This is a genomic window from Vibrio sp. C8 (assembly GCF_054051265.1).
The window spans coordinates 64,850-78,804 of record NZ_JBPAOE010000033.1 but is presented as its reverse complement, the minus strand read 5'-3'; the positions used below and the strand labels follow the sequence as shown (position 1 = coordinate 78,804).

The following is a 13,955-nucleotide window of genomic DNA, read 5'->3' as shown; positions in this document are numbered from 1 at the left end:
TTGACAATTTATCAGTTAGAAGTGGAGAAAGCATTACAGATGTGCCAGTTCGCTAATTTAAATTAATCGAATATTCATTGGTGCTTGTCACAAAAACATTGATAATAGGCGCCTTAATTTTTCGTATAACCAAAGGACGTCCCCTTGAGTGATACTTCATTTTCGGCTTTAAACCTAAAGCCAGAATTGCTTTCTAACCTAGAAACTATCGGCTTTACAAAAATGACGCCGATACAAGCACAATCGTTGCCAGCGATTCTAAAAGGACAGGATGTCATTGGCCAAGGAAAAACAGGGTCAGGTAAAACCGCAGCATTTGGACTTGGCGTTTTGTCTAACTTAGACGTAAAACGTTTCCGAGTTCAGGCATTGGTACTGTGTCCGACTCGTGAATTAGCTGACCAGGTGGCAACGGATATTCGTACTCTTGCTCGTGCTATTCACAATATTAAAGTGTTGACGCTTTGTGGCGGTATGCCAATGGGCCCGCAAATAGGCTCTCTAGAGCACGGCGCACATATTTTGGTGGGTACGCCAGGACGTATTCTTGATCACCTAAGTAAAGATCGCATCGATTTGAGTGAGCTGAATACTCTTGTATTGGATGAAGCGGATCGTATGCTGGATATGGGTTTCCAAGATGCGCTAGAAGCGATCATCGATCAAGCTCCTGCTAAGCGTCAGACTTTGCTATTTAGTGCTACCTATCCGGATTCAATTCAGCAGATCGCGCAGAAAGTGACCCATGATGCGCTGATGATTAAAGTGGCAGCAACTCATGATACTTCAAGCATCAAGCAGTATTTCTATAAAGTCGAAGGCAGCGATGCTCGTGACGATGCATTAGAAGCATTGTTACTTAAGTACCAGCCTGAATCTTCAGTGGTGTTCTGTAATACCAAACGCGAAGTTCAGCATGTAGCTGATGAGCTTCATCATCGTGGTTTTAGTGTGATTGAACTACACGGTGACATGGAACAACGTGAACGTGACCAAGCACTAGTACAGTTTGCTAACAAGAGTATTTCTATTCTGGTTGCAACGGACGTGGCGGCTCGAGGTCTAGACGTTGATAATTTAGATGCTGTGTTTAACTTCGAGCTTTCTCGCGACCCAGAAGTACACGTACACCGTATTGGTCGTACTGGTCGCGCAGGAAGTAAAGGCCTGGCATTTAGCTTTTTTAGTGAGAAAGAGATGTACCGTGTAGCTCAAATTGACGAGTACATGGATATTGCTATCGAACCAACAACTTTGCCGCAGAAGCCATCGGGTGTAGCTCCGTATCAAGCGTCTATGGTGACAATCCAGATTGATGGCGGGAAGAAGCAGAAAGTGCGTGCCGGAGACATTTTAGGTGCGCTGACATCTGACGGTGAACTCTCTGCCGCTCACATCGGCAAAATTAACTTATCTGCCATGCGTTCTTATGTGGCAGTTGAGAAAGGTATCGCGAAAAAGGCATTGAGCAAATTGTCTAACGGCAAAATGAAAGGCCGTCAGTTCCGCGCTCGTTTCGTTAAGTAATCTTCCTTTACGCGAATTAAGCGATTAGGTCGCTTAATTCGTCTGGCGTAATACCTAAATAGGTGGCGAGGTGATGGTCACTAAGCCGCTCTATCAAATCTGGAAATTGCTGGGCAATGATTTGATATCGTTGTTCGGGTGTATAGAGTAACGAAAACCTTTCTTTATTCTCTTTATGAATCAGCTGTGCTTCCAGTAGCTTTACGTACATTGGGTGCAGTGTCGCTCGCCAATGCTGAATGACCTCTATAGGTAAACAAATGAGTGTCACAGGGCTTAGGGTTTCGAGCAAATAAGGCGCGGGCGAAAGCTTGGTGATAGCTTCACAATCTAAAATCCACTCTTGTCCCCAGAAGAACTCTTTACTTAGAGTGTCACCTTGAGATGTCAGGTAACTGGCGTGACACAAGCCTTCAAATACAAAATAGACATGACTTGGTTGCTCTCCTTGATTGACCAAAATATGGCGCGTCGGCAGTTCAAGTATCGATGATGCTTCGAATAACTCTAGAGTCTCGTTTTCATCCAGTCCGTAATCCTGCATCTGATGGAGAAATTCTTGGTAGATAGCTTGTTCTTGTGGAGTCATGCCTTGTCCTTGTCTTGCCATCGCTTATTCGCCTCAAATAAAAAAGCCGCAGCGTGTGCTGCGGCTGATATTTTACAGCAATCTAGACTTATTTTTGTAGATTGATACGGTAAACACCGAAACCTGCTTCGTCAGTAGCTACCAACTCCATTGGGTACTGACCTTTCTCTTTGATGAATTTCGCTGCTTTTTCACTTGGTGAAGTTTCGAAGCGAATATCCAGCTTGGTCTTAGACTTAATTGGTGCAAATGACCAGTTGTTGTCTGCGCTTGGTGTTACTTCACCTTGCTCTTTGCTTACACGAGCAATGTAGTCAGCAACTACGGTACGGTTTTCATCTGGTGAATCAAATGCGATGAAATCTGAACCTGTTCCTGGGAACTTGTTGCTGTAAGCGCGGTAGTTATTAGTCGCAATCAGGAACGTCTGCGCAGTATCAATAGGCTTACCTTTGTAAGTCAGGTTAACAATACGCTGAGAATCAGGATTGATAACTTTACAGTCGCCGTCGTATTTCGCTGGTTTAGTGATATCGATTTGGTAGTTCACACCATCGATCACGTCGAAGTTGTATGTGCGGAAACCGTCCCAGTCGAGTAGCGATTGTGGCTCGCTAGAGTTCACATCAATTTGTTTAAACTGACCCGCAGAACATTCCAACCACTCTTTGACTTCTTTACCTGATACTTTCAAAGTGACTAGCGTATTAGGGTATAGGTATAAGTCCGCTGCGTTACGGAAAGTAAGCTCACCAGATTCTACTTCAGTAAAGTTAGATGGGTCATTCTTACGACCGCCCGCTTTGAAAGGCGCGGCTGCTGAAAGCACAGGCAAACCGTCTAGGTTTGGATCGCCTTGAATAAAGCGTTCTACGTAATCTTTTTGTGCCAAGCTTACGATTTGAACTGTTGGGTCATCTTGTACTAACGCTAGGAAGCTGTACATCACGTCATTCGATTTACCAATCGGTTGGTTAACGAACTCACGAGTTCCTTTATGGTCTGCTTCAAGCGCTTTTACGATACCTGCATCTGCTTCAACCAGAGCTTTCTTGCTCGCTTTATCAAAGATAGGACGAGCTTCAGATTGACCATTGGTTACTGCCCATTTGCCATCTTTTTGCTCAAGAGTCAGATCCATTACCCCAACGTGGCTGCCCCAACGTCCCGGCATAACAGCCGTCACGCCATTGATGGTGCCTTTCTCAATGTCTGCGCCAGCAACTTTTGCAAACTCTTTGCTTGGGAACACGGCATGTGAGTGACCGAATGCGATAGCGTCAATGCCTGCTACTTTTGTTAAGTAGTAAACCGAGTTTTCCGCACCTGATTGATACTCTTCGGTAGAGATACCAGAGTGTGGAATCGCAACAATGACGTCAGCGCCTTTGGCTTTCATTTCTGGGATCAGCTTTTCAGCTGTTTTCTTAATGTCACGAGCAATCACACGGCCATCAAGGTTTTTCTTATCCCACACCATGATTTGAGGTGGAACGAAGCCGATGTAACCGACTTTAACTTCGTGCGCCTTGCCGTCAGTATCTTTGAAGGTGTGCGTTTTAATGATGTAAGGCTGGAATAGGTGCTCACCAGTTGATGCGTTGTAAACGTTGGCGTTGACGTAAGGGAACTTTGCATCGTTGATGGTTTCTTGGAGGAAATCTAAACCATAGTTAAATTCATGGTTACCAATGTTACCTACATCGTAAGAGAGTTGGTTCATTGCTTTGTAGACAGGGTGAACTTCGCCAGCTTTAATGCCTTTCGCTGCCATGTAGTCGCCCATTGGGCTACCTTGGATCAAGTCACCGTTATCAACCAGAATACTGTTGGTTGCTTCTTCGCGAGCTTGTTTTACTAACGTTGCTGCACGAGTCAAACCAATTTGTTCTGATGGCTTGTCTTTGTAATAGTCATAATCCATCACGTTAGTGTGAATATCAGTTGTCTCGATAATACGTAGTTTGATGGTATCCGCCATAGAGGGACCGGCCATGGTCAACAAACCACCTAAAATGGCAATCGATAGAGGTTTGACTGCAACTGTCATTGTGTACTCCAATTGATGAGGAAAAAGTGATTACTCGACAAATGTATCAAGTTATTATGAAACAATGATTTCACATTCTATAAAAATGTGAGGTTGAGCATTCAAATGCTGCGAAATGGTGCTAGTTGTCACCATTTCGCACCAAGATGTCACCACCCTAGTTTCTTAATATAGAAGCTCTTTTCTCCTTTGCTCACTCCCCATGCCAACTACTTATCAGTTTTTCGAATAAAAAATGAAATTTTAGAATTTCAGGTAATAAGAAGAAGTCACCATAATGCTTTCATCAATTGGTAAAGGATGACAATCATGGCTGGCTCAGAAAATGTTTCAACGCTGCCAAAGCAGAAAAAAACACGCTTAGTCGCTGTTGATGGCGCAGCACCAGAAAGCAAATGGACGAGTCTTTCTCGCAGTCAGCTTCAGGCGGGTGAAGTGGCATTAGTCGGTGCAGGACCGGGAGATCCAGAACTGCTGACGATTAAAGCGCTTAACTTGCTGCAACAGGCGGATGTGGTTTTGTACGACTACCTCGTCTCTGACGACATCATGGCTCTAGTTCCAACGGACACTATTTTGGTTTGTGTCGGTAAGCGAGCAGGTCACCACAGCGTTCCTCAGGAAAAAACCAATCAACTATTAGTGGATTTTGCTAAGCAAGGTCATCGAGTGGTCCGTATTAAAGGTGGCGATCCATTTATGTTTGGTCGCGGTGGTGAAGAGCTGGAAGTGCTGTTTGACGCGGGTATTAAGTTTCAGGTCATTCCGGGTATTACCGCAGCAGCAGGGGCGACCGCTTATGCAGGCATTCCTCTTACGCATCGTGACTTTGCTCAATCGGCTCTGTTTGTCACTGGTCATCTCAAAGACGAAGCGGCGGATATGGACTGGTCTACGCTGGCGCGTGGTAATCAGACTTTAGTGATTTATATGGGGTTGATGAAATCGAGCACCATCGCTCAGCAGCTCATTGAACATGGACGAAATGCATCAACACCGATTGCGATTATTGAACGTGGTACCCAATCATCCCAGAAAGTGTTCCGTGGTCAACTCGGTGAATTGCCCCAGCTTGCCGCGCACGCCCAGTCTCCTTCACTGATTGTGATTGGTGAAGTTGTAGCCTTGGCAGACAAGCTTCAATGGTTCAACGACAGCTCAACACGTCAAGAACAGTATCAATACGCATAAATACAATTATTGGTGGGCTGTTTGATTTTATAAACCCAAAGTCCGCCAAGCCATAAGGCAGCTAAAAGGAAGCACGCAAAATGGATCAACAACGCTTAACCCATTTAAAACAGCTTGAGGCCGAAAGCATTCACATTATTCGTGAAGTTGCTGCGGAGTTTGCAAACCCAGTGATGATGTATTCCATCGGTAAAGACTCATCCGTGATGCTTCATTTGGCTCGTAAAGCGTTTTATCCGGGCAAAATCCCATTCCCTCTTCTCCATGTTGATACTGACTGGAAATTCCGCGACATGATCGCGTTCCGTGACGCGACTGCGAAAAAGTATGGCTTTGAGCTTTTGGTACATAAGAACCCAGAAGGTATTGAAATGGGCATCAGCCCGTTCGTGCACGGTTCTTCAAAACATACCGACATCATGAAAACTCAGGGCTTAAAACAAGCGTTAAACAAGTACGGCTTTGATGCTGCCTTTGGTGGTGCCCGCCGTGATGAAGAGAAGTCTCGCGCAAAAGAGCGCGTGTATTCGTTCCGCGATAAGAACCATACCTGGGACCCTAAAAATCAGCGCCCAGAGCTTTGGAAAACCTATAACGGTCAGATCAACAAAGGCGAGAGTATTCGTGTGTTCCCGCTTTCAAACTGGACTGAATTAGATATCTGGCAATACATCTATCTGGAAAATATCGAAATCGTTCCGCTGTATCTCGCTGCGGTTCGTCCTGTCGTGGAAAGAGACAGCATGCTGATCATGGTGGATGACGAGCGTATGGAAATCCAACCTCATGAAGAAGTTCAACATAAGAGTGTTCGATTCCGTACTTTAGGTTGTTACCCACTGACAGGGGCTATCGAATCAGAAGCCAACACGTTGACTGAGATCATCGAAGAGATGTTAGTCGCAACGTCGAGTGAACGTCAGGGACGTGCGATCGACCATGATCAGTCTGGATCAATGGAATTGAAAAAACGCCAAGGTTATTTCTAAGGATCTAAGGAAATAGAATGAATAGTGCAGTTCAAGCAGAGCTTTTAGAGCTCGGTATCGAAGGTTACCTGAGTCAACACCAACACAAATCGCTACTTAGATTCCTAACCTGTGGTTCAGTAGATGATGGCAAAAGTACTTTAATTGGTCGTTTGCTACACGACTCAAAACAGATTTATGAAGATCAACTTGCGGCGGTTCACTCTGACAGTCAGCGCGTTGGTACAACCGGTTCCCGTCCTGATCTCGCATTGTTGGTGGATGGTCTGCAAGCAGAACGTGAGCAAGGCATTACCATTGATGTGGCTTACCGTTATTTCTCAACGCAGAAACGCAAGTTCATCATTGCAGATACTCCGGGACACGAGCAATACACTCGCAACATGGCTACAGGCGCTTCAACCTGTGATTTGGCGGTTATCTTGATTGATGCGCGTAAAGGTGTTTTGGATCAGACTCGTCGCCACTCGTTTATCTCAAATTTACTGGGCTTGAAGCATTTCATCGTCGCGGTAAACAAGATGGATCTTGTGGATTACTCACAGCAACGCTTTGAAGAGATTCGTGCGGAATACTTGGAGTTCTCTAAACATCTACAAGGCGAGACAGATATTCAAATCATTCCTATCTCTGCGTTAGAGGGAGATAACGTTGTTGAGAAAGGTGAAAACCTCCGCTGGCATAAAGGTCCTGCACTGCTTGAGCTATTGGAAACAGTAGATATCGACCATGAAAAAGGCAGCGGCGAATTCCGTTTTCCTGTGCAGTACGTTAACCGACCGAATCTCGATTTTCGTGGTTTTGCAGGGACTATTTCATCAGGTTCAGTCAGTGTTGGTGACAAAATCAAAGCGTTGCCATCAGGAAAAACCTCTACTGTTAAGCGAATTGTGACTTTCGATGGTGATTTAGAGACTGCACAGGCAGGTTTAGCGGTCACGCTGACTCTTGCTGATGAAATTGATATCAGCCGTGGTGATTTGATCGTGCTTGAAAACGCACAGGTTGAATCAACCAACCATCTGCTTGCTGATGTGGTGTGGATGACTGAGCAACCACTCAAGGTTGGCCGCGAATACGACATAAAGATCGCAGGTAAGAAGAGCGTTGGTCAGATTTCCTCTATTCGTCATCAGTACGATATCAATAACCTGTCTACTTTCCAGACTGAAGAATTACCACTGAATGGCATTGGTCTGTGTGAATGGACATTTAACGCTCCGATTGCTTTAGACAAATATCTGGATTGTGCGGATACCGGTGGCTTCATCGTGATTGATCGTCTGACTAACGTTACTGTTGGTGCGGGTTTGGTGCGAGACAGTTTGCAGAATGTAGCGCAACAACAAGGTCAGTTCTCTGCATTCGAAGTTGAACTCAATGCATTGATTCGCAAACATTTCCCACATTGGGATGCGAAAGATTTAACTCAGCTGCTAAAGTCATAACAATAAGGAAAAGGTTATGGATTCTTCATCAAGTGCTAAAGATGAGAATGTTGTTTGGCATCAGCACTCGGTAGATAAAAACCTGCGTGCAGAGTTAAAGCAGCAAAAGCCCGCTGTACTTTGGTTTACCGGACTTTCTGGCGCAGGTAAATCGACGGTTGCGGGCGAACTAGAGACTCGTCTCGCTCAGTTGGGGTATCACACCTACTTACTGGATGGCGACAATGTTCGTCATGGTTTGTGTTCTGATCTCGGCTTTTCTGAGCAAGACCGCCGTGAGAACATTCGTCGCATCGGTGAACTGGCAAAGCTGATGGCAGATGCAGGGCTTATCGTGTTGACGGCGTTTATTTCACCTCATCGGGCAGAGCGTCAAATGGTGCGTGATTTGCTGCCTGAAAGTGAGTTTATGGAAGTGTATGTGAATACCTCACTGGAAGTGTGTGAACAGCGCGACCCAAAAGGCTTGTACAAAAAAGCCCGAGCAGGAGAAATTGCCAACTTTACTGGCATTGATTCCGCTTATGAAGCGCCTTTAGATCCTGAAATTGATTTACCTGCTGGTGACGAGAATATCGATACGTTGGTTGATTTATGCATTGCTGAGATGGCAAAGCGTAAAATCATCTTTCAATAGAAATCGCATTAAGTAAAAAGTCAGGCCTAGAGCCTGACTTTTTCTTTTATACGGTGTGGTGAATGGAACTTTTCACGTCGGTATGTACCGTAAACTTCTGATTCAACATTGCGACCACCTGATCGTAATACTGAGAGTTCGGTTTGTGACCGAGCAATCGACACAGCTCATTACCCGTTGGACTAAAACGGTAGTAGAGTAATCTCACGCCTTTGGTTGACGCTTGCAAAGATAAACTCGTGCCTTGATAAGTGAGCAATAATGGCGGGTCCAGTTCAATCTCACCAGATTCCAACTCTGTTGCATGCACAAGTCCCAGTTCGATTAACACCAGTAAACTGGAGTAAGGGAGCTGGTGATTACCGATATTAATCGTGGTCACCGAGTCTCTTTTACTGAGGCTGAACATACCACTGGGTACTTTCATCCCAAACAGAAGCTTCAAACTCGAGTCGGTACCAAAACTGCATGCAAGTGCCGCTGCTCGCTGAAGAATTTGCGCCTCTTTCGGCGTCATATCTTTGAGAACTTTTAACGCCTTCATTGAGGTGAAACCCGGATTTGTGGTTTCGCGTTTCAGCACTTGCCCCCAGAGACGTTGCATCGAGGAGTTGTGGATGTCTTGTGCCATTTCAAAGAAACGGTAGAGCCAATCCTGATCCGGATCGCCAGCGGTTTCGTTTCTACAAGAAACGTGCGCCAGCTTTACAATTTGTTCCAGATTCTTCTGCTTTTGAGCTTTGATCTCTTGTTCACGCTTTAATGCGCGTTCTAAAGGTTTTTTTTGCGGAGGAACTTTGTGTAGCAGAGCATCAATACCATGCTGTTGGGCGATCGCGTATATACGGCTTGCGCTGTCTTTTACATAGTTAGATTTTTTGTCTTGGCTGTTTTCCGTTGCTGCTTCGTGTTCAATAACAACAGGTTGTTTCTGTTCGGCCATGGGGTTCCTGAGGATGCTACTTTCAGACATGAAATAAAATGTACTCTGTAAAAGTAGAGTCGGCTAGTGAAACTATTGAATAATGTGCATAAATTTGCGCTACCACAAATGATAATAAGTTGTTAAAATTGTTATCGCGTTTGTGAGGTGCTTATGAAGTATTGGAAAGATAATAGATTTAAAAAGCACCTGTCGACAGCTTTACTCTTTGCGGTATACATATCGGTCTTGGGATATTTGTCTACCTACATTTCCTAGAGTTTAGTCACTAAACAGGTGCTCAATTTTTTTAACAAAATTTACATGTCATCGTATTCGGCTATTTCTGTGCCTTCAATGACATAACCTGTGTCCGCCAGTTCAACGCTCATAGACTCTGTCTTGAGCGTTCCTATCACGTACACCACATCCCAAAGTTGTTGGATTGGTGCTCCTTGTGGGAATTTCACGTAAATAATTTGATTTGGCGGCGGCGGTGGCACATGAATACAAGCTCCAAAGTATGGGACTAACAAAAACTCTGTCACCGTATTCTCATCCCCTTCTAGAGGTATCACAAAGCCCGGAATTTTTACTGTGCTGCCATTTAACTCTGGGCGAACCGCTCCTAGCTGAGACTGTTTTGCCTGAGCGTTTCCGTCATGATTTGCGGCTGGCATGCCTTGTTGATTGAACTGGTTGCGCTCACTTTCGGGAACCAAGTCAATCCAATCTAAAGTTAGAACATCCTCAGCGCTTTGAGCTGTTGCTGTAAAAGCTGGTAGCAGTACCAGCATAAAACTTAAAAGCAGTTGTTTCATATTTGTTCCTAGACTAGAGCCTGATCGTCATACCATCACTGAGCGACTGTCTGTAAGCTCTGATTGCTGGAATAAACCCAATTAAGATGCCAGCGCTCTGCACATAAGCAAGAAGCTGCCATTCGTAGCTGGTAATTCCATTGAGTTCGATCTGAATACCGTATTGGCTTTCAATCAAGGGCGCTGCGATACCCAGCAAGCCATATAAACCGACAAGACCGACAGTTATTCCGAGTGAAGTTAAGACACTTGCTTCACTGACTAGAAGGGAGAATACATGTTTTGGCCTTGCGCCCATAGCCCTCAGTATCGACATTTCACGTCTGCGCTCTTGCAAGCTGGTTAACAGGCTGCTGAGCATACCAAGTAAGCCTGCGACAACAACAAAAATCGATACCGCCATCAACGCTTGCTCGGCCACTGACATCATGCCCCATAACTCGTGTAACGCGACACCCGGCATGATCGCGCTAAGCGGCTCTTTACGGTACTCGTTGATCTGTCTTTGCAAAGCAAAGGTCTGAATTTTGGACTTTAACCCGATCATCATGGCAGTGATCTGTTTAGGTTCAAATTGATGATGTTCCAGTTGAGCTTGGTCTGGTGAATGACCTAAGTGTGCGCCAGATTCCCAGCCAACATGGATCGCTTCAATAGCTTGCAAAGAAACGTGCACAGTTTTGTCTACAGGAGTGCCGGTTGGAGCAAGAATCCCTACCACTTTAAAAGGCAAGTTGTCGTGACGGCTGAAACCGACATCACTGATACCGTGAGCAATAATAATTTCACTGCCGATGTGATAACCCAGTTTCTTGGCAACATCAGAACCCAAAACCGTCTCAAATAAGCCTTTAAATTCTTTACCTTGGGTAAAAGTAAGTAGTTGCTTACTTCCATAGCGGAAGTGTTCAAAATAACTCTGATTAGTTCCCATTACTCGGAAACCTTTATGAGAGTCACCCAATGAAATAGGAATCGCCCACTTGACGGATTTATGTTGGCTAAATTCTTGGTAGCTTTTCCAGTCAATATTGTTGGTTGCATTGCCAATACGGAATACAGAGTAGAGCAGTAAGTTCACCTGACCAGAACGACCCCCGACGATAAGATCGGTTCCCGATACAGTATTGGCAAAACTGCTTTTGGCTTGAGTGCGGATTCTTTCCACGCCCATGAGCAGAACAACGGAAATGGCTACCGTCATAATGGTTAACAGAGCCGTGGTTTTACGGTTAAGTAAACTTTTCCACGCTAAACTGGCTATCACTTTCATTGTTGGTCTCCTGCTCGGTTGAGTGTTGGCAGGTGTATAACTCGCTCAAACAGGCTCTCCAATGTAGGGTCATGGCTGACAAACACCAGAGTTGAACCAACACGATTAGCTTCTTCCATCAGCAGTTCAATGAAAGCGCTACGGTTATCGTAATCGAGTGCAGACGTCGGTTCGTCAGCAATAACTATTTTAGGCTCACCAATTAATGCTCTTGCCGCTGCAACACGCTGCTGTTGGCCAATACTGAGGTCAATGACAGGCTTTTCTCGTACCGATTTTGGTAAGTGAAGTTTGTCTAATAATTCATGGGCTCTTTGAGTGAGGCTGCCTGTGACATTGCTTTTGCGTTGGCTGGAAAACTGGCAAGGAAGAACAATGTTTTCCACTACAGAGAGATAAGGCAGCAAATTAAATTGCTGAAAAATATAACCAATATTGTCGGCGCGAAAGCGGTCTCTTTGGCTGGAAGATAGCTGGGTAAGGTTGTTATCAAGTAGCTGCACTTCACCTTGAGTCGCGACATTGATTCCCGTTAATAGACTGAGCAGAGTGGACTTGCCACAGCCACTAGGACCTTTGATAAATACGTGCTCATTCGCTTTTACGCTTAACTGTTCAATGTCGAGTGTTGCGCTATCACTATTCGGCCACTGAAAGATCACTTTATTCAGTTCAATTACTGCTTGGTTTGAATCAATTTGAAAACTGGACATCACTGCTCCCTATAAAAATGGGTAAGTGAGTGCTTACCCATAGCTAGAATTTTATAAAGGATTCTTTACAAAGAAATGATGGTGTTGCTCGGTTTTAGTTCCAAAGCGGTCTGTACTTTGTCTGTCAGTAAGTTCACATCAATTTCCTGAGTTGCAGGGAACAGCTTAAACCACTGAGTTTCGATTTGGCTCAGCTTAGCGATGTCATCGCAGTGGAAGCTGTATTGAACGGTAAATGAGCCGTGTGAGCTGCCTTCTTCATGCTCATGACCTTCGTGCGACTCATGCTCATGGTTTGCGTGGTCATCATGGTCATGGTCAGCATGTGTTTTATGATCATCGTGGTCGTGGTCGTGGTCGTGGTCGTGGTCGTGGTCTTCGTGTTCGTGACCTTCATGCTCTTCATGTTTGCCACCCAAATTGTGCTTCACGCTGGCACTTTCGATATGACATTTTGCTGCTGCTGATAAAGTGAAAACAGAATCGGCCTGATTTAATGCTTCTAATGCTTTAGAGAGAACTGCCTGCTGCTCATCGTTCTCTGGGGCATGCTCAAAGCCCACAACATCGGCACCCGGTGCGGTAATTTCCATCAGTAGCTCGTGACCATCCTGCGCAATGTTAAGTTCGACATGACCATGAACATGTGCTTCATGTTGGCGAAATTCATCCTGAGCAAAAGCAGAAGTGGCGAAAGCAGCGGTAATGCTGAGGGCTAATAGTGGTTTAGTAAACATTGGAAACTCCAAAATAAAATAGTAGTACTGGTTATCAATTGCTTTGAACGTAAGTAATTACGCTGGAATTGGCGGTGAACGGGCGAGATAAGCCAAGTACAATATTGAGATGTTGGAGACTTGTGTTACAGGCTCAAGGTAGTTATGAGAAATCCAAATCGGTAACTCAGGAATATGCTGTGCTAACGCTTGGTTGGCACATGAAAAAAGTTGGCAATGATGCTCGCTGTGATGAACTGGAGAGGCGTCTAGCTGATGTTCAATAAATGCAATATTTAACCACACCATCAACAAGATAGCCGGAATAGCGACTATCTTAGCTTTAGCGCGTAAAGAGTGCAGGTTCAAAAACATTGACATCACAGAGTTAAAATAAAGAATTGTTATAATATAACAGTAAAAAAATCAGGCAAGTGATGATTTAGGTGAGAAGAGGATCTTCTCACCTAATGGTAGGGAGATTTTCAAGTTGAAAGAGAACTAGATAGAGGCTTTTACAAGCTCTAAAACTTGTTGGATCTCTTGTTCATTTAACGCACCCTCTTTAACAAACAGTACGTTACCTTGCTTGTCCTGAACGATGATGGCGGATGATTCAGGTTGAAGATCCCAACTCTGCGCTACGTTGCCAGATTCATCCAAAACAATCGATGACCAAGGAAACTCAAGTTTGCTGTCTTGTGCTGAAGACTTAACAAAAGAGCCTGTTCCCCAGATAGCGTCATCCTGATTGATGATGGTCGTTGTTTGATACTCCTGCTCTGGAAAATGAGCAGCCGTAATTGCTGCCATAAGATCAGCGTTCATCGCTTTCGCTGCGCTGCGACCCGCGATGGCTTGGATGATACGAACTTTGCCTTTCATTTGTTCGCTATTCCAAGCTTGGAAAGTTGTGTCTTTACCTTCAACCAGTATTTCGCCGTATGTTTCAACCTTCACGTTTGGCACAGAGTTATTCAGTTGAATGTTGTGCGCGAACGTGATCGCTGGAGAGCAAGCTAGGATAAACGGCAGTAGTGCTTTCATTTTCATGTGTTTGATTCCTTTATAATAAGCAC

14 protein-coding genes are annotated in these 13,955 nt (G+C 44.8%); 5 read left to right on the top strand and 9 right to left on the bottom strand.

The annotated features are described in order from the left end of the window. The first annotated feature begins 144 nt into the window (after positions 1–144). The gene (gene dbpA, locus ACRQQK_RS14560; RefSeq protein ID WP_457512590.1) at positions 145–1,527 is read left to right on the top strand and encodes an ATP-dependent RNA helicase DbpA; all 1,383 of its coding nucleotides are present in this window, start codon (positions 145–147) and stop codon (positions 1,525–1,527) included. 16 nt (positions 1,528–1,543) lie between these two features. Here dbpA and ACRQQK_RS14555 read toward each other — a convergent pair whose 3' ends face one another. Both ACRQQK_RS14555 and cpdB read right to left on the bottom strand, forming a co-directional pair. Continuing rightward, positions 1,544–2,095, bottom strand: coding sequence for a Crp/Fnr family transcriptional regulator (locus ACRQQK_RS14555; RefSeq protein ID WP_457512834.1), 552 nt, complete (start codon positions 2,093–2,095; stop codon positions 1,544–1,546). Between the two features lie 109 nt (positions 2,096–2,204). After that, positions 2,205–4,112, bottom strand: coding sequence for a 2',3'-cyclic-nucleotide 2'-phosphodiesterase (gene cpdB, locus ACRQQK_RS14550; protein WP_457512832.1), 1,908 nt, complete (start codon positions 4,110–4,112; stop codon positions 2,205–2,207). Positions 4,113–4,475: 363 nt separating this feature from the next. Between cpdB and cobA the strand changes: the two genes are divergently transcribed. The 4 genes from cobA to cysC all read left to right on the top strand — a co-directional run bounded on the left by cobA (position 4,476) and on the right by cysC (position 8,431). Further along, a complete protein-coding gene (gene cobA, locus ACRQQK_RS14545) occupies positions 4,476–5,357 on the top strand; it encodes a uroporphyrinogen-III C-methyltransferase (protein ID WP_457512588.1) in 882 nt (293 codons plus the stop codon). Positions 5,358–5,437: 80 nt separating this feature from the next. Next, complete coding sequence (gene cysD / locus ACRQQK_RS14540) at positions 5,438–6,346, top strand: sulfate adenylyltransferase subunit CysD (protein WP_457512586.1); 909 nt, start codon at positions 5,438–5,440, stop codon at positions 6,344–6,346. A 17-nt stretch (positions 6,347–6,363) separates the two neighbouring features. Next, entirely contained in the window at positions 6,364–7,794 is a 1,431-nt protein-coding gene (cysN, locus tag ACRQQK_RS14535) for a sulfate adenylyltransferase subunit CysN (RefSeq protein WP_457512584.1), read from the top strand. A gap of 16 nt (positions 7,795–7,810) precedes the next feature. Then, positions 7,811–8,431 (top strand): adenylyl-sulfate kinase, encoded by a 621-nt coding sequence (cysC, locus tag ACRQQK_RS14530; protein ID WP_457512582.1) that lies wholly within the window; start codon positions 7,811–7,813, stop codon positions 8,429–8,431. A gap of 46 nt (positions 8,432–8,477) precedes the next feature. Here the strand turns inward: cysC and ACRQQK_RS14525 are convergent, their stop codons facing one another. The 7 genes from ACRQQK_RS14525 to ACRQQK_RS14495 form a co-directional block, all read right to left on the bottom strand. Then, positions 8,478–9,374 carry a TIGR03899 family protein gene (locus ACRQQK_RS14525; RefSeq protein ID WP_457512580.1) on the bottom strand — a complete coding sequence of 299 codons (897 nt, stop codon included), beginning with the start codon at positions 9,372–9,374 and terminating at the stop codon, positions 8,478–8,480. Between the two features lie 299 nt (positions 9,375–9,673). Beyond that, positions 9,674–10,174, bottom strand: coding sequence for a DUF3299 domain-containing protein (locus ACRQQK_RS14520; protein ID WP_457512578.1), 501 nt, complete (start codon positions 10,172–10,174; stop codon positions 9,674–9,676). 13 nt (positions 10,175–10,187) lie between these two features. Then, complete coding sequence (locus ACRQQK_RS14515) at positions 10,188–11,447, bottom strand: ABC transporter permease (protein WP_457512576.1); 1,260 nt, start codon at positions 11,445–11,447, stop codon at positions 10,188–10,190. Further along, positions 11,444–12,160: an ABC transporter ATP-binding protein gene (locus ACRQQK_RS14510; RefSeq protein WP_457512574.1), complete on the bottom strand. Its 717-nt coding sequence runs from the start codon at positions 12,158–12,160 to the stop codon at positions 11,444–11,446. The genes ACRQQK_RS14515 and ACRQQK_RS14510 overlap by 4 nt, the downstream gene beginning before the upstream one ends. A gap of 65 nt (positions 12,161–12,225) precedes the next feature. Continuing rightward, positions 12,226–12,897, bottom strand: a complete 672-nt coding sequence (zrgA, locus tag ACRQQK_RS14505; RefSeq protein WP_457512572.1) for a zinc uptake protein ZrgA — start codon at positions 12,895–12,897, stop codon at positions 12,226–12,228. A 57-nt stretch (positions 12,898–12,954) separates the two neighbouring features. Further along, on the bottom strand, positions 12,955–13,251 hold the full coding sequence (locus ACRQQK_RS14500; protein ID WP_457512570.1) for a DUF2607 family protein: 297 nt from the start codon (positions 13,249–13,251) through the stop codon (positions 12,955–12,957). Between the two features lie 126 nt (positions 13,252–13,377). Further along, the gene (locus ACRQQK_RS14495) at positions 13,378–13,929 is read right to left on the bottom strand and encodes a YtfJ family protein (RefSeq protein WP_457512568.1); all 552 of its coding nucleotides are present in this window, start codon (positions 13,927–13,929) and stop codon (positions 13,378–13,380) included. Between the last annotated feature and the right edge of the window lie 26 nt (positions 13,930–13,955).